This is a genomic window from Streptomyces sp. NPDC047880, assembly GCF_040706515.1.
GTDB lineage: Bacteria > Actinomycetota > Actinomycetes > Streptomycetales > Streptomycetaceae > Streptomyces.
Genome location: NZ_JBEZOK010000016.1, coordinates 138826 through 163796, shown reverse-complemented (window position 1 = coordinate 163796; position 24971 = coordinate 138826). Strand labels below are relative to the sequence as shown.

Here is a 24971-nt window from a genome sequence, read left to right as displayed (position 1 = left end):
GAGGAAGGCGCGCAGGGCCTCGGGGGTGTTGGTGTCGAGGGCCTTGGTGGCTTCGCGCTTGACGCCTCGGCCGGAGTCGGGGTCGCCGATGATGCGGACGATGGCGACGCGGTCGTCTTCGGCCTGGGCGAGGCGGTAGCCGGTTTCGAGGAAGGCGCGCAGGGCCTCGGGGGTGTTGGTGTCGAGGGCCTTGGTGGCTTCGCGCTTGACGCCTCGGCCGGAGTCGGGGTCGCCGATGATGCGAACGATGGCGACGCGGTCGTCCTCGGCCTGGGCGAGGCGGTAGCCCGTCTTCAGGAACTCCCTCATGTCCTCCACGGTGCCGTCGAGCGCCTCGTTGGCCTCGCGGGCGACGCCGCGGCCGGAGTCCGGGTCGGCGAGGATGCGCGCGATCGCGATACGGAGCTCGTCCTCCGACATCTCGTCCACCGGCGTCCCGTCCGACGGCGCTGCCGACACCACCGCGACCGCCGCGGGAGCGGTGCCGGCGGCGAAGGCCGGAGTGGTGAGCAGGAGGGCGGGCGCCAGGGCGCCGGCGGCGACGAGCAGGGCACCGCGGGTGAGTCTCATGCGTGAACCTTCCTTCGGGGCAAGGGAATCGAGAGCATGTTCGCATGTCCCGTTCGGCGGGTCCGCCCATTTATGACGGAGCGTCAACGTCCCTGCCCGCGAGGTCACTTCCGGCCGTCGGGCGCGTACTCCTCCAGGAAGTGGGCGACGCGGTCGGCGTAGCCGCGTACGTCCGGGGGCACGCCCTTCGTCGCGTTCACCGTCCGGTACGACGTGCGGTACGCCGCGGCGATGAGGACGCGCCGGTCGCCCGGCAGGTCCTCCTGCAGGCGCGGGGCGATCCAGCACAGGTAGCGGCCCATCGCCGGGATGGACTCGGCGGGCGGGAAGGGGGGTTGGGGGACCGTCTCGCCTGGGGTGCCGTCCTCGTTCATCCACCAGCGCAGGACGCGCGGGGTCCAACGGGCGATGCCGTACTCGTTGTTGTCGGGGTCGGAGAGGTCCGGGTCGAAGTCGCTCTCCACCTTCAGCATGGCGGCGATCAGGACCGGGCTGACCTCCTTCTGGTCGCAGTCGTGCGCCGTCTCCACGATCAGCAGCCGGTAGGCGGGCGGAACGCCCCGGTCGGTGCGCAGTTCGGAAGCGCCGTACGCGGCGGCGGAGACGTTTGCGGACGCGCCGGACCCGGTTCCGCCGCCGGTTCCGCCGGCGCCCGCCCAGACGCTGATGCCGTAGGCGAGGGCGGCCAGGGCCGCGGCGGCTCCGGTCAGGACGGCCGCGACGGACCCGCGGCGCATGCGGCGGGCGGTACGCATGCGGCGGGCGGTGCGCAGGCGGGGCAGGCGGAAGACGTGCCGGTCCGGGCCCGCGGCCGCCGTCACACGGCGCAGCAGCTCGGTGCCGCCGATGCGCTGCCGGTGCGTCCGGGTCAGGCAGGCGCACACGATCTCCCGCCAGTCGTCGGGCAGTTCCGGCGACAGACGCAGCTCGTCGGCGCCGCGGGCGTACGCCGCCGCCGCGTCCCGGCGGGCGGCCGGGGTGGCGCCGGGCAGCGGGAAGGCGCCGGTGAGCACGAGGTGGGCGAGGACCCCGAAGGCCCAGATGTCGGCGGAGGGGCGGATACGGCGGCCGCGCTCGCCGATCTCGGTCCACAGGAGTTCCGGCGGGGTGTAGTCGGGTGTGGAGAAGGCCGGGGTGTAGGCGTGGGTGCCCTCCAGTTCGGCGGCCATGTTGAAGTCGGCGAGACGGACCGAACCGTCCGCCATCAGCAGCACGTTGGCCGGCTTCAGGTCGCCGTGCACCCAGCCGGCGCCGTGCAGCTGGGCGAGGCCCTCCGCGATCTGCCCGAGCAGCCCGGGGCCGGCGGCGGGCCGGGGCGAGGCGGCGAGCAGGGCCGACAGGGAGCCCTCGGCCCGTTCCAGGACGAGGACGGTGGCGCCGTCCAGGTCCGGACGGCCCGGGTCGTCGACCGTCAGCGTCTGGTACATCCGCACCAGCCGCGGATGCCTCAGCCGCCGGTACAGCTCGACCTCCCGCTCGATCAGTTCGCGCAGGTGGGTCAGCCGGCGGGGCGTGGCCGTCCCGGTCGGCAGGAACTTCAGCGCGGCCGTGGGCGGCAGTCCGGTGCCGTCACCGACGCACCGGGCCGCGTACACGCTGCCGAAGGCGCCCGTCGCGATGGGCTCGCACACCTCCCAGACGCCGACCCGGTAGCCCTTGGGCACGGGCACGGCGTACGCCTCGGTCACCGGACCGACCCGGCCCGGTCGAGGCGGCCGAGGATCCGGGTGGCGCGGTGCGCGGACCCGCGGGCGCGGCGTTCACCGGGCGTGATGTGGAGGTGGGTGGGGTTTCGCTCGTCCTCCGTGGTCGGCGGAGGTACCACGATGATGCTGTACAAGGTGCTCTCCCCGTGCCTGAACGGCTACACCGTCAGACTAGGGCGACGCACCAGGGCCGTGCCCCCCCTCGTACGGGTGAGACACGGCCCTTGGATGTTGATTGGCGTGAACCGGTCCTGCCGACCGGGTCCGTTCAGTAGCGGGGGCGGTTGAACCAGGCCTTGCCGGCCGAGTTGCCGACGAACACCGCGACCAGGACGGCCAGGATGGTGTGCACCAGACCGACGATGACGAACGGGTAGATGCCGAGGACCGCCGTGATGATGGCGAAGACCAGGATGGTGACCCGGGCGCCGTTGCCGCCGTTCTTGAACTTCGTCGCCAGGACGGCCGCGAACACCAGCCAGGCCAGGCCGAACACCACGTAGCCCCAGATCACGCCGGTCGAGTCACCGACCAGATCCTGGAAGGCGGTGTTGTCCTTGAGGGACTCGTCGTCCTTCGCGGCGTTCAGGGCCACGGCCGCGAAGGCGAAGATGGCGATGCCGACGACCTGCAGACCGACGATGACCCACAGCATCACGCGGGCCGCGCTCACCGAGCCGGGCATCGTGGTCGGCGCGGCGGGGCCGCCGTAGGGGGAGACCGGAGGGGCCTGCGGATAGCCGTAACCGGGAGCCTGCCCCTGGTCCTGCGGGTAACCGTAGCCCGGCTGCTGCGGCTGCTGCCCCTGGGGAGCGCCGTAGGGGTTGTTCGGGTCGCCGTAGCTCATGGGGGACTTTCCTCCGTTGGTCCTTGTGCGGGCACGACGCGTGACATCCGCACGGAGGAAAACCTTCAGTATTGCGACCGTCCCCCCGTTGAGCTGCCCGCGGTACTTGTCATGTCATCGTTCTGCACCACTGACCGGCTTGTCCAGCCGCATTCCCGATGTGTTGTGCAAGTGCAACATCGCCGATCATGGGCGGATACGGGGCATGGGAGCCCCCGGTGCCCGGATTGCGGGCGGATTGGAACCGTGGCGGGGTCATCCGCGAGGATGGGGGCATGACCGCCCAGATTCTCGATGGCAAGGCCACCGCAGCCGCGATCAAGTCCGATCTGACCGCCCGCGTGGCGGCGCTGAAGGAGAAGGGCGTCACGCCCGGCCTCGGCACGATCCTGGTCGGGGACGACCCCGGCAGCCAGAAGTACGTCGCCGGCAAGCACCGCGACTGCGCGCAGGTGGGTATCGCCTCCATCCAGCGCGAACTGCCCGCCACGGCCACCCAGCAGGAGATCGAGGCGGCCGTCCGCGAGCTGAACGAGGACCCCGCCTGCACCGGGTACATCGTGCAACTGCCGCTCCCCAAGGGCATCGACGAGAACCGCATCCTCGAACTGATGGATCCGGACAAGGACGCGGACGGTCTGCACCCGATGAACCTGGGGCGTCTCGTCCTCAACGAGCCCGCCCCGCTGCCCTGCACCCCGAACGGCGTGCTGACGCTGCTGCGCCGCTACGGCGTGGAGATCAAGGGCGCCGAGGTCGTGGTCGTCGGACGCGGTGTGACCATCGGCCGGCCGATGCCGCTGCTGCTCACCCGCCGCAGCGAGAACGCGACCGTGACGCAGTGCCACACCGGCACCCGTGACCTGTCGGCGCACCTCAAGCGCGCGGACATCATCGTGGCCGCCGCCGGCTCCGCCCATCTGATCCGCGCCGAGGACGTGAAGCCCGGTGCGGCCGTCCTCGACGTCGGTGTCTCGCGCAGCGCCGAGGGCAAGATCGTGGGCGATGTCCACCCCGATGTCGCCGAGGTCGCCGGCTGGATCTCCCCGAACCCCGGCGGAGTCGGCCCGATGACCCGTGCCCAGCTGCTCGTCAACGTGGTCGAGGCGGCGGAGCGCAGTGCCGGCTGAGCACCAGGCCCCCAGTGGGCAGCAGGCCGCCGGCGGGCACGAGGCTCCCGCCGGGCGCGAGTCCCTCGGCGGGCACGAGTCGCCGGAGGACCTCACCGTCCGGGACCCCGTCAGCGCGCCCGACGCCGAGGGGCGGCCGCGGCGGGTCACCCGGCGCTTCCCGCTGTTCACCAAGGACACCGCGCGGCCCGAGGGCGGTGGCCGGGCCGCACCCGGGGACGCTCCCGCCCCGGCCCGCCAGTGGCCGGTGCTCGCCGTGCTGGGGCTGACCGGACTCGGACTGCTGGTGACCGCTTTCGGTCAGTTCCGGTTCGGGACGCTGCTGATCGGCGTCGCTCTGCTGGCCGGCGGGGCGATGCGCTGGCTGCTGCCGGGCGTCGGCATGCTCGCCGTCCGCTCCCGGTTCACGGACATCGTCACCTACGGCCTGCTGGGCACCGTGATCGTCCTGCTGGCGCTGATGGCCCAGCCGAATCCGTTGCTGCAGATTCCGTTCCTGAAGGACACCCTGCACTTCACGGTCACCAACGAGTGACGGGACGGCGGCCCGTCCTCTCCCCCGAGGAAGGACGGGCCGCCTGCACACACCACCCTCCTGCACGGCGAACGACCTGTTCAACGGCTGTCAGTACGCTGTGGCACGGAGGTGACGGTTCCGGTACGTCTCGCTTCCGGTACCACACAAAGTGGTGCGACGGCGGGGTTGGCATGGACAATCGGGACGGTCCAGGGTGTATCGCGCGCGGTCACCATGCTCCTGTGCGCCCCTCGTCAGGGAACTGAGATCCTGACTGGGCGCATCCCTGTGGGTATCCAGAACGGGGACTCGGCCAAGGCCGCCACGCGCGGGGCGAACAGCGCGAGAAATATCAGCACGTACCGGGGGGAAGAGGGGGAGCAATGCCTCGTTGGAAGGCCTTGCCGGATGAGCTCGATCCGCAGATCAGGGAGTTCACCAGTCAGCTGCGCAGGCTCGTGGACCGGGGTGGTCTGAGCATCGCGTCGGTCGCGGACCGCACGGGCTACAGCAAGACGTCGTGGGAGCGTTATCTGAACGGCCGGCTGCTCGCCCCCAAGGGCGCGATCGTGGCCCTGGCCGAGGTCACCGGCACCAATCCGGTGCACCTGACCACCATGTGGGAGCTGGCCGAGCGTGCCTGGAGCCGCTCGGAGATGCGGCACGACATGACGATGGAGGCCATCCGGATATCCCAGGCGCGCGCCGCGCTCGGGGAGTTCGGCGGGCAGGACTTCAGCGACCCCGCGGCCTCCGGCAAGGCGGCCTCCGCGGGCGAGGGCAGAGCAGCCTCCGCGGGCGGCGGCGAGCCCGCCCGCCGTAGCGGCGGCACCACGGTCACGCCGGGCATCGCGGGACCGGCCGGTGTGGCGCCGACCGTGCCGCCCCAGCCGACGGCCCCCGAGGTCCAGGACTCCACCGGCTCCGGTCTGCGGGAGGAGGGCGGCCGGGCCGCCGAGCCCGAGGTCAACTCGTGGGGCCTGGCCGGTTACCAGGGCCCGTCGCCGTCGGGCGGGCGCTCCGCCGGCACCGGTGCGGGCAGGGGGGCCCGGCCCGGCTCGGCTTCCGGGGCCTCCGCGGGGTCGTCCGGCCCCGGCCGGAGCTCCGGTGCCGGAGCGGGCTCGTACGGCGAACCGCAGGACGCCGTCCCGGCCCGGGCCGGAGGGTCCGGCGGGTCCGGTGGCGCCGGGGGGAACCGCCGGGGGGCCTCCGCCTCCGCCGCCGCGGGCAAGAAGCGGACCATGACGTTCCTCGCGGGTGTCGTGGGCGTGCTCGTGGTGATCGCCGGCGCCTTCTACCTCATGGGCGGCGATGGCGACGACGAGGCCAAGGGCACAGACACGTCGCCCAAGCCGACCGTCAGCAGCGACCCGAAGCTGCCGCCCGGCGTGAAGTGCGGCGGTGACAGCTGCACCGGCAAGGACGCGGAGGCCATGGGGTGCAGCGGTGACCGGGTGACCACGGCCGAGACCGCGACCGTCGGCACCACCGTCGTTGAGGTCCGCTACAGCGAGACCTGCAAGGCGGCCTGGGGGCGCATCACCCAGGCGGCACAGGGCGACGAGGTGCAGATCAGCTCGGGCAGGGCGAAGCAGACCGGCAGCATCACCGAGGCCGGGGACGCCATCGCCTACACCCCGATGGTGGCCGTGAAGAACGCCGCGGACGCCAAGGCCTGCGCCACGCTGACGGCCGGACAGAAGGGGTGCACCGGCTGACAGGCGGCGTGCGGTCCGCCCGCGCCCGGCCGGGACATTCCGAAAGGGAGGAATGCCCGCCCTGATCGGGGGCAGGCGAACCGTACCCCCACGGGAGTCCGGCACGGTCGGTATCCCCCAGGCGGCCGCCTTCGTCCTCCTCTCCCGGACGGGCGGCCGCCTCTCTCGTTCGGCACGTACGCGTGTGCGGGCCGAACGGGGTTGTGGGCTGGGCCACACCGACCCGGACGTACGAGATCCCGGATGCGCGATAGCCTGACCGCTGGTCGGATCTCTTGACGCCAAGAGATCGATCAAACGTCCGGGGCAGGGACCCCGCCCCACCGCCAGCTGTCATACGGAGAACGCCATGACCCGCACTCCCGTGAACGTCACCGTCACCGGCGCGGCCGGCCAGATCGGTTACGCCCTGCTCTTCCGCATCGCCTCCGGTCAGCTGCTCGGCGCGGACGTGCCGGTGAAGCTGCGCCTCCTGGAGATCACGCCGGCGCTGAAGGCGGCGGAGGGCACGGCCATGGAGCTGGACGACTGCGCGTTCCCGCTCCTCCAGGGCATCGACATCACCGACGACCCGAACGTCGCCTTCGACGGCGCCAACGTCGGTCTGCTCGTCGGCGCCCGCCCCCGCACCAAGGGCATGGAGCGCGGCGACCTGCTGGAGGCCAACGGCGGCATCTTCAAGCCGCAGGGCAAGGCCATCAACGACCACGCCGCGGACGACATCAAGGTGCTGGTCGTCGGCAACCCGGCCAACACCAACGCCCTCATCGCCCAGGCCGCCGCGCCGGACGTACCGGCCGAGCGGTTCACCGCGATGACCCGCCTCGACCACAACCGCGCGCTGACGCAGCTCGCGAAGAAGACGGGCTCGACGGTCGCCGACATCAAGCGCCTGACGATCTGGGGCAACCACTCCGCCACCCAGTACCCCGACATCTTCCACGCCACGGTCGCCGGCAAGAACGCCGCCGAGGTCGTGGGCGACGAGAAGTGGCTGGCCGAGGACTTCATCCCGACCGTCGCCAAGCGCGGCGCCGCCATCATCGAGGCCCGCGGCGCCTCGTCGGCCGCCTCCGCCGCGAACGCCGCCATCGACCACGTCTACAGCTGGGTCAACGGCACCGCCGAGGGCGACTGGGTCTCCATGGGTATCCCGTCCGACGGTTCGTACGGCGTGCCGGAGGGCCTCATCTCCTCCTTCCCCGTCACCACCAAGGACGGCAAGTACGAGATCGTCCAGGGCCTGGAGATCAACGAGTTCTCCCGCGCCCGGATCGACGCCTCCGTCAAGGAGCTCGAGGAGGAGCGCGAGGCGGTCCGCGGCCTCGGTCTCATCTGACTCATCTGACCGGAGCCCTCAGGGCTTCATCCGGGTTTCGCACGCGGGCCCCGCACCGGTTCTCCGGCGCGGGGCCCGCGGGCTTTCCCGGAGCCGGCGGCCCCGGACCGGGCCGCACGGCACCCGCGATGCCGGACTCGGCCCCACTCCTCCCTGCTCGCCGGGGGCGACGCCGGCCGGGGCGCCGCGTTCACCAGCCGTGACGGGCGGGATGTCCGGCCCTGGTGAACCGACGCCCGGTGCGCCGGCGCCGACGGCCGATTCGCCGCACCTTTCGTCCTGTTTGTCCACATCTCCCGTGATGCAGCGCACTTTCGGCCACGGGTGCGCATGCAATTGCGGGAGTCGGGCAGGCGAACTCGGTCTCTTAGTGACACGACTGTGACACAGGGGCGCTGATCAGGAACGGAAGGCGAAGAGCGATCATGGCGGAAAGTACCGAACTTCAGGCGCGTGAAACCATCCATGCGGGAGGAGAATGGCGGGCGGCCATCTCCGGGGCCACGCGCGAGATCCTCGACCCCGCGGACGCGCTGCCCTTCGCCGTGGTCGCGGAGGGCGACGAGAAGGACACCGATCTGGCGATCGCCGCCGCCCGGCGCGCGTTCGACGAAGGCCCCTGGCCGCACACCCCCGTCCCCGAGCGGGCCGCGCTGCTGCGCCGGGTCGCCGATCTCCTGGTCCGGGACCGCGACAAGCTCGGCCGGCTGGAGGCCCAGGACGCGGGCAAGACCGTCGAGGAGGGCCGCGTCGACATCGACTGCGTCGCCGACGCCTTCCGTTACTTCGCCGACCTGGTCGCCGGTGAGGCACCCGGCCGGGTCGTGGACGCCGGTTCGGCCGACATCCACAGCGTCGTCGTGCACGAGCCCATCGGCGTCTGCGCGATGATCACGCCCTGGAACTACCCGCTGCTCCAGGCCAGCTGGAAGATCGCCCCCGCCCTCGCCGCCGGCAACACCTTCGTCGTCAAGCCGAGCGAGATCACCCCGATGACGACGATCGCGCTCATCGAGCTGCTCGTCGAGGCCGGCCTGCCCGAGGGCGTCGCCAACATCGTCACCGGCCCGGGCCACTCGGTGGGCGCGCGCCTGTCCGAGCACCCCGACGTCGACCTGGTCTCCTTCACCGGCGGCCTGGTCAGCGGCACCAAGGTCGCCCAGGCCGCCGCCCCGACCGTCAAGAAGGTCGCCCTCGAACTGGGCGGCAAGAACCCCAACGTCGTCTTCGCCGACGCCTGCGCCACCGAGGAGGGCTTCGACACCGCCGTCGACCAGGCCCTCAACGCCGCCTTCATCCACAGCGGCCAGGTCTGCTCGGCCGGCGCCCGCCTCATCATCGAGGAGTCCGTCCGGGACCGCTTCGTCACCGAACTCGCCCGCCGCGCCGAGAAGATCCGCCTCGGCCGCGGCACCGAGGACGGCGTCGAGTGCGGCCCGCTCGTCTCCGAGCAGCAGCGCGCCAAGGTCGAGATGTACGTCGAGTCCGCCCTCAAGGAGGGGGCGGTGCTGCGCTCCGGAGGCAAGCGCCCCGAGCCGTCCCCGCAGCGCCCCGAGAACGGCTACTTCTACGAGCCGACCGTCCTCGACCACTGCCACCGCGAGATGCGCGTGGTGCGGGAGGAGGTCTTCGGGCCGGTCCTCACCGTCGAGACCTTCCGCACCGAGGACGAGGCCGTCGCCCTCGCCAACGACACCGAGTACGGACTCGCGGGCGGCGTCTGGACCGCCGACCCGGGCCGCGCCCGGCGCGTGGCCGGCCGGCTGCGCCACGGCACCATCTGGATCAACGACTTCCACCCCTACCTGCCGCAGGCGGAGTGGGGTGGCTTCGGCAAGAGCGGGGTGGGCCGGGAACTCGGCCCGGCCGGACTCGCCGAGTACCGAGAAACCAAGCACGTCTACCAGAACCTCGCTCCGAAGCCGGTGCGCTGGTTCGCGGGCTGACCCCCGCCTCCCGCGGGGCTGCCGACCCCCATCCCGGGCTGACCCCCACATCCCGGGCTGACGTCCCCGCCCCCGAGCCCGTTCACTTCATCCCCACTGGAGCAAGTACGCCATGTCCCACACCAGCCATGAGTACGACTATGTCGTGATAGGCGGCGGAACCGCTGGTTCCGTCATCGCCTCCCGCCTGACCGAGAACCCGGACGTCACCGTCGCCGTCATCGAGGGTGGCCCCAGCGACGTCGGCCGTGACGACGTACTGACCCTGCGCCGCTGGATGGGTCTGCTCGGCGGCGAACTCGACTACGACTACCCCACCACCGAACAGCCACGCGGAAACTCGCACATCCGGCACAGCCGGGCCCGCGTCCTGGGCGGCTGCTCCTCGCACAACACGCTGATCGCCTTCAAGCCGCTGCCCGCCGACTGGGACGAGTGGGAGGCCGCCGGCGCCAAGGGCTGGGGCGCGGTGCAGATGGAGGCGTACTTCGCCCGGCTGCTCAACAACATCGTCGCGGTCGACGAGAAGGACCGGAACGCCATCGCCCGCGACTTCGTCGACGCGGCCCAGGAGGCCCTGGGCGTGCCGCGCGTGGAGGGCTTCAACAAGAAACCGTTCACCGAGGGCGTCGGCTTCTTCGACCTCGCCTACCACCCCGAGAACAACAAGCGGTCCTCGGCGTCGGTGGCGTACCTGCACCCGGTGATGGACGAGCGGCCCAACCTGACGATCCTGCTGGAGACCTGGGCGTACAAGCTCCAGCTCGACGGCGACCGCGCCGAGGGCGTGCACGTGCGCACCAAGGACGGCGAGGAGATCCTCGTCAAGGCCCGCAACGAGGTGCTGCTCTGCGCCGGCGCCGTCGACTCGCCGCGGCTGCTGATGCACTCCGGCATCGGCCCCAAGGCCGACCTGGAGAAGCTCGGCATCCCCGTCACCCACGACCTGCCGGGCGTGGGTGAGAACCTGCTCGACCACCCCGAGTCGGTCATCGTCTGGGAGACCAACGGCCCCATCCCGGAGAACTCCGCGATGGACTCCGACGCGGGCCTGTTCGTGCGCCGCGACCCCGAACTGGCTCACCCCGACCTGATGTTCCACTTCTACCAGATCCCCTTCACGGACAACCCGGAGCGACTGGGCTACCGGCGGCCGGAGTTCGGCGTCTCCATGACCCCGAACATCCCCAAGCCGAAGAGCCGCGGCCGGCTGTACCTGACCAGCGCCGACCCCGAGGTCAAGCCCGCGCTGGACTTCCGCTACTTCACCGACGAGGACGACTACGACGGCAGGACCCTCGTCGACGGCATCAGGATCGCCCGTGAGATCGCCAAGACCGAGCCCCTGGCCGGCTGGCTCAAGCGCGAGGTCGCCCCCGGCCCGGACGTCACCGGCGACGAGGAACTCAGCGAGTACGCCCGCAAGGTCGCGCACACCGTCTACCACCCCGCCGGGACCTGCAAGATGGGCGCCGCCGACGACCGGTCGGCCGTCGTCGACCCGGAGCTGCGCATCCGCGGCCTGGAGGGCATCCGCATCGCGGACGCCTCCGTGTTCCCCACGATGACCACCGTCAACCCGATGATCGGAGTCCTCATGGTCGGTGAGAAGGCCGCCGAGCTGATCGGTGGTGGTTCCAAGTGACCGCGACCCTCGAACCCCCCACGGAGCAGACCATGGACACCGCACCCGTCTTCTCGGTGGAGGGCCTGTGGAAGGTGTTCGGCCCCAAGGCCGAGCGCGTACCCGGCGACCCCGAGCTCACCGCCCTCGACCCGGCCGAGCTGCGCTCCCGCACCGGCTGCACGGCCGCCGTCCGCGACGTCACCTTCGATGTGCGCAAGGGCGAGGTCTTCGTCGTCATGGGCCTGTCCGGCTCCGGCAAGTCCACGCTGGTGCGCTGTCTGACCCGGCTGATCGAGCCGACCGCGGGCACCATAGCCATCGACGGCGAGGACGTCCGCGCCATGGACCGCTCCCGGCTGCGCGAACTGCGCCGCCACCGCGCCGCCATGGTCTTCCAGCACTTCGGCCTGCTGCCGCACCGCACGGTCCTCGACAACGTCGCCTACGGCCTGGAGATCCAGGGCATGGGCAAGGCCGAGCGGCGCGAGCGGGCCGCGGAGGTCGTGGCCAAGGTCGGCCTCGAGGGCATGGAGCACCGCCGCCCCACCCAGCTGTCCGGTGGCCAGCAGCAGCGCGTCGGCCTCGCCCGCGCGCTCGCCGCCGACCCCGAAGTACTGCTCTTCGACGAACCGTTCAGCGCGCTCGACCCGCTGATCCGGCGCGACATGCAGGACGAGGTCGTCCGGCTGCACCGCGAGGAGGGCCGCACGATGGTCTTCATCACCCACGACCTCCAGGAGGCCCTCAAGCTGGGTGACCGCATCGCCCTGATGCGCGACGGCCGGGTCGTGCAGCTCGGCACGCCCGAGGAGATCGTCGGCTCGCCCGCCGACGACTACGTCCGCGAGTTCGTCCGCGACGTCCCGCGCGAGCAGGTCCTCACCGTCCGCACGGCCATGCGCCGCCCCTCCGCCGGCCAGGACGGCAGCGGACCGGCGGTGCGCCCCGACGCCACGGTGTCCGAGGCGATCGAGGCGGTCGCCCGCGCCGGCGCTCCGGCCCGGGTCGTGGACAAGGGCCGCTGCGTGGGCGTGGTCGACTCCGACACGCTCCTCGGCGTCGTCGCCGGGACGGAGCAGCCCGCTCCGCCCGGGACGGAGCAGCCCAAGGAGGCGGTGTGATGGCCACCATCACCGCGAACCCGCCCCACGTCGGGCTGCCCGGTCTCCTCAAGCACCGGGCCGTCCACAAGCTGCTGCTGCTCGCCCTCGCCGCCGCGATCCTCGTGCCCCTGGCCAACGCCCGCTGGGCGAGCGGCACCTGGCCGAGCGCGCTGACCGTCGACTTCTCGGAGCCGCTCGCCAAGGCCAGCGACTGGATCATCGACAACCGCGACAGCCACCCGCTGTTCCTCTACTTCTTCGGCCACGTCAGCAACGTCGTCGTCATCGCCGTACGGGCCGTCTACCTCACCCTCCTGGCCGTCGGCTGGGCGGGCGTCACGGCCCTGGGCGCACTGGTCGCCTGGCGGGTCGCGGGCGTGAGGCTGGCGCTCGGCACCGCGGCCGCGTTCCTCGCCTGCGGGCTGCTCGGCATGTGGGTGCCCACCATGCAGACGCTCGCCCTGATGGTCGTCGCGGTCCTCGCGTCGGTCGTCGTCGGCGCGCTGCTCGGACTCGCCGCCGGGCTGTCCGACCGGATGGACCGCATACTGCGTCCGGTCCTGGACACCATGCAGGTGCTGCCCGCCTTCGCCTACCTGCTGCCGGTCGTGCTGGTCTTCGGCATCGGCGTCCCGGCGGCCGTCCTGGCCACCGTCATCTACGCCGCCCCGCCCATGGCCCGCCTGACCTCGCTCGGTCTGCGCGGCGCGGACAAGGAGGTGCTGGAGGCCGTCGAGTCGCTCGGCTCCACGGCACGCCAGCGCCTGCTGACCGCCCGGATCCCGCTGGCCCGCAAGGAACTCCTCCTCGGCCTCAACCAGACGATCATGATGGCGCTGTCCATGGCCGTCATCGCGGCCGTCATCGGCGCGGGCGGTCTCGGTGACCGCGTCTACCAGGCCCTGGCCTCGGTCGACGTCGGTGCCGCGCTCGCCGCCGGCATCCCGATCGTGCTGCTGGCCGTCGTCCTGGACCGCGTCACCGGCGCGGCGGGCGAGAAGCTCGGCGCCGAACCCGAGCCGCACGGCGGCCGCGGCTGGCTCTTCGCTCTGGCCGGCGTCGTCGTCGTGGCGGTCGCCGGGCGGCTCGCGGGCCGCCTCGACTGGCCCGACTCCTGGGTCGTCGGCATCGCCGAGCCCGTCAACCGCGCCGTCGACTGGATGACCGCGCACCTGTACTCGGGCGTCCCGGTCGTCGGCGGCACCGCCGACTGGGCGGGCCACTTCACCACCTGGGTCCTCGACCCGATGCGCGACGGCCTGCAGGCACTGCCCTGGTGGGGCGTCCTGCTGATCGTCGCCGCCCTGGCCTGGGTCATCGGCACCTGGCGGACCGCGCTCACCGCCGTCCTCGCCATGGCCGCGATCGGCGTCCTCGGCGTCTGGAAGCCCTCCCTGGACACCCTCTCCCAGGTGCTGGCGGCCGTCGCCGTCACCCTGGTCGTCGGCTTCGCCGTCGGCATCGCCGCGGCCCGCAGCGACCGGCTGGAGCGGGCACTGCGCCCGGTCCTCGACGTGTTCCAGACGATGCCGCAGTTCGTGTACCTGATCCCGGTCGTCGCCCTGTTCGGCGTCGGCCGCGCCCCGGCCGTCGCCGCCGCGATCGTCTACGCGCTGCCGGCCGTCGTCCGCATCACCACCCAGGGACTGCGCCAGGTCGACCCGGCCGCGCTGGAGGCGTCCGGCTCGCTCGGCGCGACCAGCTGGCAGCAGCTGCGGCAGGTGCAGCTCCCGCTGGCCCGTCCGGCGCTGCTGCTCGCCGTCAACCAGGGCCTCGTCCTGGTCCTCGCCGTCGTCGTCATCGGCGGCCTGGTCGGCGGTGGCGCCCTCGGCTACGACGTCGTCTTCGGTCTCGCCCAGGGCGACCTGGCGACCGGTCTGGTGGCCGGCGGGGCGATCGTCTGCCTCGGCCTGATGCTCGACCGGGTGACGCAGCCCACCGAACGCCGCGCGAAGAAGGGAGCGTGACATGCGAGTCCGCAAGACTGCCGTGATCGCCGCGGCGAGCTCCCTGGCGCTGCTCACCGGCTGCGGCGCGGCCGACATGACCAAGCAGGCCTCGCCCTTCGCCAACGCGCAGGGCGCCAAGACCGTGACCCTGTCCGTGCAGTCCTGGGTGGGCGCCCAGTCCAACGTGGCCGTCGCCCAGTACATCCTGGAGCACGAGCTGGGCTACCGCGTCGACACCGTCCAGGTCGACGAGGTGCCCGCCTGGGACGCCCTCAGCCAGGGCCGCGTCGACGCGCTCCTGGAGGACTGGGGTCACCCCGAGCAGGAACAGCGGTACGTCAAGGACAAGAAGACGATCGCGCCCGGCGGCGGACTCGGCGTCACCGGCCACATCGGCTGGTTCGTCCCGACGTACCTCGCCGAGCAGCACCCCGACATCACGAACTGGAAGAACCTCAACAAGTACGCCGACCTCTTCCGCACCCCGGAGAGCGGCAGCAAGGGCCAGCTGATGGACGGTTCGCCGTCCTACGTCACCAACGACAAGGCGCTGGTGAAGAATCTGAAGCTGGACTACCAGGTGGTGTTCGCCGGGTCCGAGGCGGCGCAGATCACGCAGATGAAGCAGTTCGCCAAGGAGAAGAAGCCCTTCCTCACCTACTGGTACTCCCCGCAGTGGCTCTTCAAGAAGGTCCCGATGACCGAGGTGAAGCTGCCGGCGTACAAGGAGGGCTGCGACGCCGACCCGGAGAAGGTCGCGTGCGCCTATCCGCACACCCCGCTGCAGAAGTACCTCAACGCGGACTTCGCGAAGAAGGGCGGCAAGGCGGCGGCCTTCCTGAAGAAGTTCAAGTGGACGACCGAGGACCAGAACGAGGTCTCCCTGATGATCGCCGACAAGAAGATGACGCCGGAGGACGCGGCGAAGAAGTGGGTGGACAGCCACGAGTCCACGTGGAAGAAGTGGCTGTCCTGACGTTCACCGCGCCAGCCGGTCGGCGATCTCCCGCAGGGCCCGGGCGGCCCGCCGCTGGAGTCCCGGCCCGAAGGTGATCCGGGTGGCCCCCAGCGCGCCGAGTTCGGCGGGTGAGGGGCCACCGTCGGCCGGGGCCCATGCGTTGACCGGCCCCTGGATCCCGGCCCGCAGCAGCGGCAGCACCTCCGGCGGGGCCTCGATCGGGTACACGCAGTCGGCCCCCGCGGCGACGTACAGCGCGGCCCGCTCGATGGTCCGTCCGGGATCGTCGACCCCGCGGACGAAGGTGTCGATGCGCGCGTTGACGAACAGCCGGTCACCGGCCGCCTCCCGCACCCGGGCCAGCCAGTCGGCGTGTGCGCGCGGGTCCTTGAGCACCCCGTCCTCGGAGTCCTCCAGGTTGCACCCGACCGCCCCCACCTCCAGCAGCCGCTCCACGAGGTCCTTCGGGGCGAGCCCGTAACCGCCCTCCACGTCCGCCGACACGGGCACGTCGACGGCCCGGACGATCCGGGCGACCGCCGCGAACATCTCGTCGGCCGGGACCTGCCCGTCCTCGTACCCGAGCGAGGCGGCGACCCCGGCGCTGGGCGTGGCGAGCGCCGGGAAACCCGCGTCGGCGAACACCCGCGCACTGGCCGCGTCCCACGGCCCGGGCAGGACCAGCGGGTCGCCGGGCGCCCGGTGATGATGCAGTGCGCGGAAAGCCTCCACCTTGCTCACGGCGTGTACCCCCCAGGCGGGATCCGGCGGCCGACCATCACCCGGTTCCAGTTGTTGATGGCGACGACCAGCCCGATCAGATGGGCGAGCCCGGCCTCGTCGAAGTGCTTGGCGGCCCGCTCGTACACCTCGTCCGGCACGAAGCCCTCGGTCAGCACGGTCACCGCCTCCGTCAGGGCCAGCGCGGCCCGCTCCCGCTCGTCGAAGACCTCCTCGGCCTCCTGCCACGCGGCCAGCAGACCGAATCGCTCCTCGCTCACCCCGTACTCGCGGGCGATCGCGAGGTGCATGTCGAGGCAGAAGGCGCAGTGGTTGAGCTGCGAGGCGCGGATCACCACGAGTTCGGCCAGGGCCGGATCGCCGAGACCCTTCTTCGCCGTGGCGCTCAGGGCGGACAGGGCCCGCCCGACCGCCGGATCCAGCAGCCGGGTCCGAGCGCTCACTTGTACTGGCCGGGCTGGTAGTGGCCCGGCACCATCCGGCAGGTCACCCCGAACCGGTTCCAGGCGTTGATCACCGTGATCGCGGCGATGACCTGCGCCAGCTCGGCCTCCTCGAAGTGCTTCGCGGCGGTGTCGTAGACCTCGTCCGGTACGAAACCGTCCGTCAGGACCGTCACCGCCTCCGTCAGCTCCAGCGCCGCGATCTCCTTCGCGGTGTAGAAGTGCCGCGACTCGTCCCAGGCGCTGAGCTGCACGATCCGCTCGACGCTCTCGCCCGCCGCCAGGGCGTCCTTGGTGTGCATGTCGATGCAGAACGCGCAGTGGTTGATCTGGGAGGCCCGGATCTTCACCAGCTCGTACAGCGTGTGGTCCAGGCCCTTACGGGCGGCGGTCTCCAGACGGATCATCGCCTTGTAGACCTCGGGCGCATGCTTGGCCCACTCCAGGCGCGCGGGCCGCTCGGGGGCGTACTCCACGCTGTCCGGGGGCGTCGTTACGTCGGTGTGCGTCGTCATGCCGTCGACCCTAGGAAGGAAGCAGCCCAGGAGTATGGTCCATTTCCATGGCGGAATCCTGGGCCACTCTGGGGCTCGACCTGCACGTGGAGCCGACCGGGCCGGGCCTGAGACGGGGGCTGACCGACGCCCTGCGCGAGGCCGTGCGCTCCGGCCGGCTGACCCCCGGCATCCGGCTGCCGTCCTCCCGGGCACTCGCCGCCGACCTGGGCATCGCCCGCAACACCGTCGCCGACGCCTACGCCGACCTGGTCGCCGAGGGCTGGCTCACCGCCCGGCAGGGCTCGGGCACCCGGGTCGCCGAGCGGCGGGTCGTCCCGCCCGCGGGCACCGCGCCCCACCCCCGCGCTCCCGGCCGCCCGGCCTACGACCTGCGCCCCGGCAGCCCCGACCTCGCCTCCTTCCCGCGCGCGCAATGGCTGAAGGCCGCCCGCCGCGCCCTCAACGCCGCCCCGCACCGGGCACTCGACTACGGCGACCCGTACGGCCGTCCGGAGCTGCGTGCCGCGCTCGCCGGGTACCTCTCCCGGGCCCGGGGCGTACGCGCCGACCCCGACCGGATCGTGGTGTGCGCCGGGTTCGCACACGGCCTGGAGCTGCTCGCCACCGTCCTGCGGGCGCGCGGGGCGCGAACCGTCGCGGTCGAGTCGTACGGCCTCGACTCGCACCACAGGATCCTGTCCGGCTCCGGCCTCACCACCGCCCCGCTGCCGTTCGACCGACTCGGCACGGACCCGGCCGAGCTGTCCGGAGCCGGTGCGGTCCTCCTCACCCCGGCCCACCAGTTCCCCATGGGCGTGCCCCTGCACCGCGACCGCCGCAGGGCCGTCGTGGACTGGGCGCGGCACACCGGCGGTCTGGTGCTGGAGGACGACTACGACGGCGAGTTCCGCTACGACCGGCAGCCCATCGGCGCTCTCCAGGGCCTGGACCCCGACCGGGTGGTCTACCTGGGCACGGCGAGCAAGTCCCTCGCGCCGGGGCTGCGGCTCGCCTGGATGGTGCTGCCGCCGGGCCTCGCGGAGGAGGTCGCGGCGGCCAAGGGCGGCGTCGACATGTGCGGGACGCTGGACCAGCTGACCCTGGCCGAGTTCCTCACGTCCGGTGCCTACGACCGGCACGTGCGCGCGGCCCGCCTGCGCTACCGGCGCCGCCGGGACGCCCTGGTCGCCGCCGTCACGGCCCGGGCCCCCGAAGCCCGTGTCAGCGGCATCGCGGCCGGTCTGCACGTCCTGCTGCGGCTGCCGCCGGGCACCGAGCAGTCGGTGGTCCAGGCGGCGCACTGGCGGGGTCTCGCGCTCCACGGACTCACCCGCTACACCCACCCCGGCGCGCGGGCCGAGCCCGTCGACGCCCTGGTCGTCGGCTACGGCACGCCGCCGGACCACGCCTGGTCGGGAGCACTGGACGGGCTCTGCGCGGTACTGCCGGGATAATCACCGAATTCCCTTCGGGAATTCTGGACGAAGGATATGGTCCCCGCACGGGTGAACGGCCGCCGCCTTTTCCGCGGCCCAGGACGCCGAAGGCCCACAGCCGGCTCGCGCCGCGCCCGTCGGGAACAGCGGCCACCGCCACCTCCCGCACCGCCGGATGGCCGCGCAGCGCGGCCTCCACCTCCGGCGGCGAGACGGTGATGCCGCCGGCCATCTCCATGTCGTCGACGCGGCCCAGTTGCCGGTAGGTGCCGTCCGGTTCGCGGCGGGCCCGGCCGCGCGTGGCCAGCCGGCCGCCGACCGGCGTCCGGGCGGTCTCCTCCGGCCGGTTCAGGTAGCCGGGCGTCACCGTCGGCCCCGTACCCACATCTCGCCCTCGTCGCCGTCCGGCACGGGCCGGCCGTCCCGGTCGCGCAGCTCCACCTCGAAACCGGGCACGGGAAGGCCCACGGTGCCCGGACGGTGGTGGGCGAAGCCGTTGGCGCAGAACGGCCGCGGGATTCCCGGGCGCCCCGGTCCCGGCCGGGCTCAGCGTGGCCTGCGGGCTGGTCATCGCCGGGCCTCCCCGGCCGCACCGGCCTTCTGCCCCGGGGACCGCGGGCGCGTCGGGTCGGCCGTGTGCCGGCTGAGGGCCCGCAGGGGGGCCGCGGTCTTCAGCAGCATCTCCTCGTACTCGGCCTCCGGGTCGGACCCGAGGACGATCGCGCCGCCCGCCCCCAGATGCACCCGGCCGTCGATGAAGACGGCGGTCCGGATCACGATGGCGAGGTCCGCGCCGCCGCCGCACCCGAAGTAGCCGAGGGCACCGGAGTACACGCCACGGGCCTCGGTCTCCAGCGAGTCGATGATCTCCAGCGTGCGCAGCTTCGGCGCGCCGGTCATCGACCCGCCGGGGAAGCAGGCACGGACGCAGTCCACCGCGTCCGTGCCGTCCCGCAGCCTGCCCTGCACGGTCGAGACCAGCTGGTGCACGGTGGCGTACGTCTCCGTGGCCATCAACTGGGAGACCCGCACGGTCCCGGTCCGGCACACCTGCCCCAGGTCGTTGCGCAGCAGGTCGACGATCACAAGGTTCTCGGCGCGGGTCTTGGCGTCCGCCGCGAGCGCGTCACGCAGCCGGGCGTCCTCCTCCGGTCCGTCGCCCCGGGGCGCGGTGCCCTTGAGGGGCCGGGCCTCGGCGGTGCCGTCCCGGCCGATCCGCAGGAACCGCTCGGGCGAGGAACCGGCCACCTCCAGCTCCCCGAATTTCAGGAACGCCGCGTGGGGGGCCGGGTTGTCGCGGCGCAGCGTCCGGTAGAACTCCAGCGCGTCGGGCGGGGCGGGCAGCCGGGCGGCGTTCGTCAGGCAGACCTCGTAGCTGGTGCCCGCCTGCAGCGCCCGCCGGCACGCCTCGATGTCGGCGAGGTAGGCCGCCCGGTCGCGCACCAGCCACGGCTCGGCGGCGCCGGGGTCGGCCGGGGACGGCGGCCCGGGCAGCACCGGCCGCTCCGTCGCCACGCAGGAGAGACCGGTCAGCACGCCCTCCAGCCAGTCGGCGGCCTCCCGCGCGGCCTGCGGGGTGTCCTCCGCCAGGCACACCACGTAGGTGAAGCCCTTCTCGTGGTCCACCGCGATCACCCGGTCGGCGAACAGCCAGGCGGCGTCCGGGGCGGGGGAGCGGTGCCGGTTGGACGACCCGCAGTCGGCCTTCACCTCGTAGCCGAAGTAGCCGACGTAGCCACCGGTGAAGTCGAACGGCAGCCCCGTCGCGTCCACGCGGCGGTTGGTCAACTGCCGCTTGAGGTAGTCGAAGACGCTCGCCCTGACCCGCCGCACCGGCCGGCCCGCCCGCTCTATCTCGCACTGCCCGGCGGCGACGTCGTACCGCACGAACTCCGCGAGCGGCCCCTGGTCGTCCCCGAGGAACGAGAACCGCGAACGCCCCGGCTCGACCAGCGAGCTGTCCAGCCAGAAGGCACGCGGTGACCCGGCGAACAGCCGGCCGAAGACCGCCTCGGTGTCCACGGCACCGCTGATCCGCCGGGTGTGCAGCCGATACCCGGCCCGCCCGGGGTGACGGGGCCGGGTGCTGGCGGCGGCGGACGCACCCGCGCCGTCAGGCGTGCCCCGTCCCGCGGCCGGGACGCCCGGGTGCGCCGAAGCGGTCTCGCTCGACGGTTTCGCCGCGCCGAGGGGGACGACGGCCGCCCGGGAGCGCGCGGTGACCTGGAAGACGGCCGCCGTCGCGGGCTTGCGAAGGGGCCCGGGGCCCCCGAGGGCGGCCCCTGCCCGCCGGAGCCCCGCGTCGCACTCCGGGACGACGGGCCGCCGCCGGACCCCTTCGTGCGACGGCACGGCGGTGTTCTTCGAGCGCAGCTTGCCGGCCCGCTCGGCCGTCAGGTTGCGGAAGTTCACGAGCATGCGGTGCCCGTACTCCGTGAGGACCGACTCCGGATGGAACTGCACTCCCCACAGCGGCCGTTCGCGGTGCCGGAGCCCCATCAGGACACCGTCCTCCGACCAGGCCGTGGCCTCCAGGGTCTCCGGCAGCGGCTCGCGCACGGCCAGCGAGTGGTAGCGGACGGCGGTGAAGTGCTGCGGCAGGCCGTGGAACAGGTCCCGTCCGTCGTGCCGGATCGTGGACAGGTGCCCGTGCCGCGGCCGTGGCGCGGGCACCACCCGTCCCGCCTCGCCGAGCGCGATGCCCTGGTGCCCCAGGCACACCCCGAGCACGGGAACCGGGGAGGTCGCCAGCAGCCTGCTCCCGATGCCGAAGTCACGCGCCTCGCCCGGGTGCCCCGGGCCGGGGGACACCACGAGGTTGTCGAACGCGCGGAGGTCGGGGAGACCGTCGACGGGCGCGTCGTTCCGGACCACCACCGGCTCCTCGCCGTTGACCTCGGCGATCAGCTGGAACAGGTTGTACGTGTACGAGCCGTAATTGTCGATGAGCAGGGTCTTCACCCGCCCACCTCCCTCTGTTCGTTCACGGGCCTATGCGGCCCGGCGTTTGTGCCGCCCGCGCAGTGCCTGGAGCGACGGATACAGCCATTTCCTGAAGAAACGCTGGGGTCGCGGCATGAGAATCCAGGTGACGAGGGCCGTCAGACACAGACACAACAACAGCGTGCGAAACAGTGCATTGAGGTCACCGAGGTGGGGAAGCACCGTCGGATTGAACAGGAGCACCGGCGGGAAAACCGCGCTCATATTCACGAACCACAGTTTCCACTTGGCCGGCGGGGCCGGTGGCGCGGGCGTCAGCGTCTGCGCGTCGAACCAGGCCCGGGCGCCCGGCACCCTCCGGCGCTCCGCCTCCCGGGCGACCCCTTCCAGCCGGGCGTCCCACTGCTCCCGGGAGGGCGATTTCTCCCAGGCCAGGGCCGAACCCTCGCTGGCGAAGCGATGGACGACATGCCACTCCGCCCCTCCGTCGACAAGTACTCCACCCCCCCAGAAATCCCGGCTGTCGCGCGGTCGCGCCCAGCATGGCCCACCCCCGGGAATGGAGGTCGGCCGCACGGCCCGGCGTCACGCGATAGGCCACGGTGACCGTGGACGGGATTACTGGTCACGCCGTCCCTTACGGAAAGCGCTCGCCGCGCGTTCAAGATTCAACGAATAATTCTCCGGCTGTTCGCGGAATCGCTCCCGAAGCACGGGCTTTCAGCAGCCGGAAAGTGCCTGCTCACGCCCGCGCGGCAGCGCCCTCCTCCGCCTCCACCGGCGCCTCCCCGAACCGTGACAACGCCAGCGCCCCCGCCACCGCCACCGCGAAACCGACGATCGCCAGCCAGCCCAGCCCCGGCCGCGTACGGTCCCCGAGCCACACCACCCCGATCAGTGCCGGCGCCACGGTCTCCCCGAGCACCAGCCCGGCCGTCGCCGTGGTGACCGACCCGCGCTGCAGGGCCGTGGTCAGCAGCAGGAACGCCGCCCCGCCGCCGAGCAGCAGCGCGTACGTCGCCGGATTCGGGAACAGCTCACCGGGCGAGAACCCGTCGATCAGCCGCACCGACACCTCCACCACCCCGAACCCCAGCCCCGCGCCCAGTCCGAGCGTCAGCGCCCGCCCTCGCTCCGGCAGCCGCCCGCCGAGCACCCCGAGCAGCAGCACCCCGGCCGCCGCCCCGAGCATCGCCCACGGCAGCCAGCCCGGCCCGGGCTCGTCGCCCTCCGCCCCCGACGCCAGCCCCAGCAGCGCGAGCCCGGCGCACACCACCGCCACCGCCGCCCACTCGACGCGGCTCAGCCGCACCTCGAGCAGCCGCGCCGCCACCACCGCCGTCACCGCGAGACTCGCCGCCAGTGCCGCCCCCACGGCGTAGATCGGCACCGACCGCAGCGCCAGGATCTGCAGCACGAAGCCGAGCCCGTCCAGCGCCAGACCGGCCAGATACCGCCACTGCCGCAGCGCCCGCCACAGCAGCGCCACGTCCCCGCCCGGCCCGGTCGCCGCCGCCGACCGCGCGGCGATCGCCTGCAACACCGTCGCCGTACCGAAGCAGACCGCCGCACCAAGGGCGCACACCATTCCAAAGATCACAAAACGACAGTAGGGGAGCGGCCCCGGCCGGGGGGCCATGCGCGCCCGTCCTCACCCCTCTCTAGGCTGACCGCCTGTCAGTGCACGGAACGGGGAGACACGGGGAGACACGCACATGGCTGAAACACGGCGACGGCTGCGTTCGAGCACGGTGGTGCTGGGCGGCATGGGCGTCCTCGCGGCGGCCCTGTCCGCCTGCGGCTCCGACCCGGACCGCCGCTGTGTGGACCGGGACAGCTACGACTACATCAACGGCTACAAGATCGTCGCCGACAAGAACTGCTCGTCCGGCACGTCCTCCTCCGGCAAGGGCCGCAAGACCGGCAAGACCAGGGCCGCCGACGCCGACTGGTACTACGACGCCGACGTCAGCGGCGGCTACGCCGACCACGGCACCTTCAGCCGCAGCGAGGCCGTCGACCGGGGCGGCTTCGGCTGCTCCGGCTCCGGCAGCGGCGGCGGCTGACGGGCGGGTACGGCAGATGGAACGCAGAACCGCCGAGCCCCGCCCCGGCTGGCAGCAGACCGTCGAGGAACAGGGTCTGATCTATCCCCTGACCCGCTACCCCGACGGCTCCCTGCGCCCCTACTGGGACGAGAGCGCGTACTACGTCTTCTCGCTGGACGAGGTCGAGGCGCTGGAAGAGGTGGTCGAGGACCTCCACCGCATGTGCCTGGCCGCGGCCGACCACATCGTCAGCCGGGACCGCTTCGCCGACCTCGGCATCACCGACCCCCGCGTGGCCCGCACGGTCGCCGAGGCCTGGCACCGCCGCGCCGAACTCCCCTCCGTCTACGGCCGCTTCGACCTCCGCTACGACGGCACCGGCCCGGCCAAGCTCCTGGAGTACAACGCGGACACCCCCACCTCACTGGTCGAGGCCGCGTCGCCCCAGTGGTTCTGGATGGAGGACCGCTTCCCCGGCGCCGACCAGTGGAACTCCCTGCACGAGCGCCTCATCGACGCCTGGAAGAAGCAGGCCGCCCTCCTGCCGCCGGGCAACCCCCTGTACTTCGCGTACTCGTCCGCCGACGAGCTCGGCGAGGACATGATGACGGTCGCCTACCTGAAGGAGACCGCCGAGCAGGCGGGCCTGGCGACCGACTGGATCGCCATGGAGGAGATCGGCTGGGACCGCCTCTCCGGCCGCTTCGTCGACAACCGCCTGCGCTTCATCCGCAGCATCTTCAAGCTCTACCCGTGGGAGTGGCTCACCACCGACCGCTTCGCGGACCACGTCCTGGACACCCTGGACAACGGCGGCGGCACGGGCTCCACCCTGTGGATCGAGCCGGCCTGGAAGATGCTCCTCAGCAACAAGGCGCTCCTGGCCGTCCTCTGGGAGCTGTTCCCGGACCACCCGAACCTTCTCCCGGCGTACCTGGACGGCCCCCGGGACCTGCCCGCTTCCGAGGGCTGGGTGGCCAAGCCCCTCCTCGGCCGCGAGGGCGCGGGCGTCACCATCCACGAGCCCGGGTCCGCGCCCGCCGTCCGCGACGAGCCCTGCTGCTACCAGCAACTGGCCCCCCTCCCCGACTTCGACGGCAACCGGGTGGTCCTGGGCGCCTGGGTGGTGGAGAACGAGCCTGCCGGCCTGGGCATCCGCGAGTCCTCGGGCCTGATAACGGACGAGTACGCGAGGTTCCTGCCCCACGTGATCCTTTAGACGGGGCCGGGAGGAGCACGCCCCTGAAAGGGGCGCGGGGAACTGCGCGACAAGCCACGTACTCCCGCACCCGGCACCGAGAGCAACCCGGCAGACGCTCCCCGCCCGCCCCACCCGGTAGGCTGACCGTGGGCCGTGACTGGCGCGCTGGGATGGGACCAACCATCGGGGAGCGGCCCGAGCAGACAGAGCCGTGCGCCTGGGCCGTACCGTGAACGCTGAACGCAACGTCCG

Annotated in this window: 21 protein-coding genes, 2 pseudogenes and 1 riboswitch; of the genes and pseudogenes, 12 read left to right on the top strand and 11 right to left on the bottom strand. The window is 72.4% G+C overall.

Annotated features, from left to right (window positions below; translation table 11 throughout):
- The 4 genes and pseudogenes from AB0937_RS23945 to AB0937_RS23930 all read right to left on the bottom strand — a co-directional run.
- Positions 1 to 570: ALF repeat-containing protein (locus tag AB0937_RS23945; protein ID WP_366714217.1), on the bottom strand; the 570-nt coding region annotated here is incomplete at its 3' end.
- 104 nt (positions 571 to 674) lie between these two features.
- Positions 675 to 2258 (bottom strand): protein kinase, encoded by a 1584-nt coding sequence (locus tag AB0937_RS23940; RefSeq protein WP_366714216.1) that lies wholly within the window; start codon positions 2256 to 2258, stop codon positions 675 to 677.
- A 47-nt stretch (positions 2259 to 2305) separates the two neighbouring features.
- Positions 2306 to 2410, bottom strand: a pseudogene (locus AB0937_RS23935) (FHA domain-containing protein); the annotation flags it as partial.
- A gap of 134 nt (positions 2411 to 2544) precedes the next feature.
- Complete coding sequence (locus AB0937_RS23930; protein ID WP_366714215.1) at positions 2545 to 3123, bottom strand: hypothetical protein; 579 nt, start codon at positions 3121 to 3123, stop codon at positions 2545 to 2547.
- 275 nt (positions 3124 to 3398) lie between these two features.
- Here AB0937_RS23930 and AB0937_RS23925 point away from each other — a divergent pair, with 275 nt between their 5' ends.
- From AB0937_RS23925 to AB0937_RS23885, 9 genes are all read left to right on the top strand, one after another.
- Entirely contained in the window at positions 3399 to 4253 is an 855-nt protein-coding gene (locus AB0937_RS23925; RefSeq protein WP_366714214.1) for a bifunctional methylenetetrahydrofolate dehydrogenase/methenyltetrahydrofolate cyclohydrolase, read from the top strand.
- Positions 4243 to 4788, top strand: a complete 546-nt coding sequence (locus AB0937_RS23920; protein ID WP_366714213.1) for a DUF3017 domain-containing protein — start codon at positions 4243 to 4245, stop codon at positions 4786 to 4788. Before AB0937_RS23925 ends, AB0937_RS23920 begins: the two co-directional genes overlap by 11 nt.
- A 383-nt stretch (positions 4789 to 5171) precedes the next feature.
- Positions 5172 to 6488, top strand: a complete 1317-nt coding sequence (locus tag AB0937_RS23915; RefSeq protein WP_366714212.1) for a DUF2690 domain-containing protein — start codon at positions 5172 to 5174, stop codon at positions 6486 to 6488.
- A 349-nt stretch (positions 6489 to 6837) separates the two neighbouring features.
- Complete coding sequence (locus AB0937_RS23910) at positions 6838 to 7827, top strand: malate dehydrogenase (RefSeq protein ID WP_366714211.1); 990 nt, start codon at positions 6838 to 6840, stop codon at positions 7825 to 7827.
- Between the two features lie 425 nt (positions 7828 to 8252).
- The gene (locus tag AB0937_RS23905; RefSeq protein WP_366714210.1) at positions 8253 to 9773 is read left to right on the top strand and encodes an aldehyde dehydrogenase family protein; all 1521 of its coding nucleotides are present in this window, start codon (positions 8253 to 8255) and stop codon (positions 9771 to 9773) included.
- 112 nt (positions 9774 to 9885) lie between these two features.
- On the top strand, positions 9886 to 11418 hold the full coding sequence (locus AB0937_RS23900) for a GMC oxidoreductase (RefSeq protein WP_366714209.1): 1533 nt from the start codon (positions 9886 to 9888) through the stop codon (positions 11416 to 11418).
- Between the two features lie 32 nt (positions 11419 to 11450).
- The gene (locus AB0937_RS23895) at positions 11451 to 12521 is read left to right on the top strand and encodes a glycine betaine/L-proline ABC transporter ATP-binding protein (RefSeq protein ID WP_366714208.1); all 1071 of its coding nucleotides are present in this window, start codon (positions 11451 to 11453) and stop codon (positions 12519 to 12521) included.
- A complete protein-coding gene (locus AB0937_RS23890) occupies positions 12521 to 14470 on the top strand; it encodes an ABC transporter permease subunit (RefSeq protein ID WP_366714207.1) in 1950 nt (649 codons plus the stop codon). The genes AB0937_RS23895 and AB0937_RS23890 overlap by 1 nt, the downstream gene beginning before the upstream one ends.
- 1 nt (position 14471) lies before the next feature.
- Positions 14472 to 15428 carry an ABC transporter substrate-binding protein gene (locus AB0937_RS23885; protein ID WP_366714206.1) on the top strand — a complete coding sequence of 319 codons (957 nt, stop codon included), beginning with the start codon at positions 14472 to 14474 and terminating at the stop codon, positions 15426 to 15428.
- A 3-nt stretch (positions 15429 to 15431) separates the two neighbouring features.
- Here the strand turns inward: AB0937_RS23885 and AB0937_RS23880 are convergent, their stop codons facing one another.
- Genes AB0937_RS23880 through AB0937_RS23870 form a run of 3 tightly spaced genes read right to left on the bottom strand, consistent with a single transcriptional unit; the run spans position 15432 to position 17109 of the window.
- Positions 15432 to 16151 carry an isocitrate lyase/phosphoenolpyruvate mutase family protein gene (locus AB0937_RS23880; protein ID WP_366714205.1) on the bottom strand — a complete coding sequence of 240 codons (720 nt, stop codon included), beginning with the start codon at positions 16149 to 16151 and terminating at the stop codon, positions 15432 to 15434.
- Entirely contained in the window at positions 16148 to 16594 is a 447-nt protein-coding gene (locus tag AB0937_RS23875; protein WP_366714204.1) for a carboxymuconolactone decarboxylase family protein, read from the bottom strand. The genes AB0937_RS23880 and AB0937_RS23875 overlap by 4 nt, the downstream gene beginning before the upstream one ends.
- Positions 16591 to 17109 (bottom strand): carboxymuconolactone decarboxylase family protein, encoded by a 519-nt coding sequence (locus AB0937_RS23870; RefSeq protein WP_366714203.1) that lies wholly within the window; start codon positions 17107 to 17109, stop codon positions 16591 to 16593. Before AB0937_RS23870 ends, AB0937_RS23875 begins: the two co-directional genes overlap by 4 nt.
- Before the next feature lie 47 nt (positions 17110 to 17156).
- On the opposite strand from AB0937_RS23870, the gene AB0937_RS23865 reads away from it, so the two are divergent.
- Complete coding sequence (locus tag AB0937_RS23865; protein WP_366714202.1) at positions 17157 to 18545, top strand: PLP-dependent aminotransferase family protein; 1389 nt, start codon at positions 17157 to 17159, stop codon at positions 18543 to 18545.
- A gap of 82 nt (positions 18546 to 18627) precedes the next feature.
- Here AB0937_RS23865 and AB0937_RS23860 read toward each other — a convergent pair.
- The 4 genes and pseudogenes from AB0937_RS23860 to AB0937_RS23845 all read right to left on the bottom strand — a co-directional run.
- Positions 18628 to 19034 (bottom strand): annotated as a pseudogene (locus AB0937_RS23860) (AMP-binding protein); the annotation flags it as partial.
- 60 nt (positions 19035 to 19094) lie between these two features.
- Positions 19095 to 21488, bottom strand: coding sequence for a chorismate-binding protein (locus tag AB0937_RS23855; protein WP_366714201.1), 2394 nt, complete (start codon positions 21486 to 21488; stop codon positions 19095 to 19097).
- 30 nt (positions 21489 to 21518) lie between these two features.
- Positions 21519 to 21824, bottom strand: a complete 306-nt coding sequence (locus AB0937_RS23850) for a hypothetical protein (protein WP_366714200.1) — start codon at positions 21822 to 21824, stop codon at positions 21519 to 21521.
- 388 nt (positions 21825 to 22212) lie between these two features.
- Positions 22213 to 23058 (bottom strand): hypothetical protein, encoded by an 846-nt coding sequence (locus AB0937_RS23845; protein ID WP_366714254.1) that lies wholly within the window; start codon positions 23056 to 23058, stop codon positions 22213 to 22215.
- A 127-nt stretch (positions 23059 to 23185) separates the two neighbouring features.
- Here AB0937_RS23845 and AB0937_RS23840 point away from each other — a divergent pair, with 127 nt between their 5' ends.
- Positions 23186 to 23536: a hypothetical protein gene (locus tag AB0937_RS23840; RefSeq protein ID WP_366714199.1), complete on the top strand. Its 351-nt coding sequence runs from the start codon at positions 23186 to 23188 to the stop codon at positions 23534 to 23536.
- A 16-nt stretch (positions 23537 to 23552) separates the two neighbouring features.
- The gene (locus AB0937_RS23835; RefSeq protein WP_366714198.1) at positions 23553 to 24737 is read left to right on the top strand and encodes a glutathionylspermidine synthase family protein; all 1185 of its coding nucleotides are present in this window, start codon (positions 23553 to 23555) and stop codon (positions 24735 to 24737) included.
- 125 nt (positions 24738 to 24862) lie between these two features.
- Positions 24863 to 24949, top strand: a riboswitch (ZMP/ZTP riboswitch).
- The last annotated feature ends 22 nt before the right edge of the window (positions 24950 to 24971 follow it).

What these genes read in the sequence shown, in the direction of transcription:
- AB0937_RS23930 (WP_366714215.1), bottom strand. Translation starts at nt 3,123, where the DNA reads ATGAGCTACGGCGACCCGAACAACCCCTACGGCGCTCCCCAGGGGCAG.
- AB0937_RS23925 (WP_366714214.1), top strand. Translation starts at nt 3,399, where the DNA reads ATGACCGCCCAGATTCTCGATGGCAAGGCCACCGCAGCCGCGATCAAG.
- AB0937_RS23910 (WP_366714211.1), top strand. Translation starts at nt 6,838, where the DNA reads ATGACCCGCACTCCCGTGAACGTCACCGTCACCGGCGCGGCCGGCCAG.
- AB0937_RS23905 (WP_366714210.1), top strand. Translation starts at nt 8,253, where the DNA reads ATGGCGGAAAGTACCGAACTTCAGGCGCGTGAAACCATCCATGCGGGA.
- AB0937_RS23900 (WP_366714209.1), top strand. Translation starts at nt 9,886, where the DNA reads ATGTCCCACACCAGCCATGAGTACGACTATGTCGTGATAGGCGGCGGA.
- AB0937_RS23895 (WP_366714208.1), top strand. Translation starts at nt 11,451, where the DNA reads ATGGACACCGCACCCGTCTTCTCGGTGGAGGGCCTGTGGAAGGTGTTC.
- AB0937_RS23890 (WP_366714207.1), top strand. Translation starts at nt 12,521, where the DNA reads ATGGCCACCATCACCGCGAACCCGCCCCACGTCGGGCTGCCCGGTCTC.
- AB0937_RS23885 (WP_366714206.1), top strand. Translation starts at nt 14,472, where the DNA reads ATGCGAGTCCGCAAGACTGCCGTGATCGCCGCGGCGAGCTCCCTGGCG.
- AB0937_RS23870 (WP_366714203.1), bottom strand. Translation starts at nt 17,109, where the DNA reads ATGACGACGCACACCGACGTAACGACGCCCCCGGACAGCGTGGAGTAC.
- AB0937_RS23865 (WP_366714202.1), top strand. Translation starts at nt 17,157, where the DNA reads ATGGCGGAATCCTGGGCCACTCTGGGGCTCGACCTGCACGTGGAGCCG.
- AB0937_RS23845 (WP_366714254.1), bottom strand. Translation starts at nt 23,058, where the DNA reads ATGGTGTGCGCCCTTGGTGCGGCGGTCTGCTTCGGTACGGCGACGGTG.
- AB0937_RS23840 (WP_366714199.1), top strand. Translation starts at nt 23,186, where the DNA reads ATGGCTGAAACACGGCGACGGCTGCGTTCGAGCACGGTGGTGCTGGGC.
- AB0937_RS23835 (WP_366714198.1), top strand. Translation starts at nt 23,553, where the DNA reads ATGGAACGCAGAACCGCCGAGCCCCGCCCCGGCTGGCAGCAGACCGTC.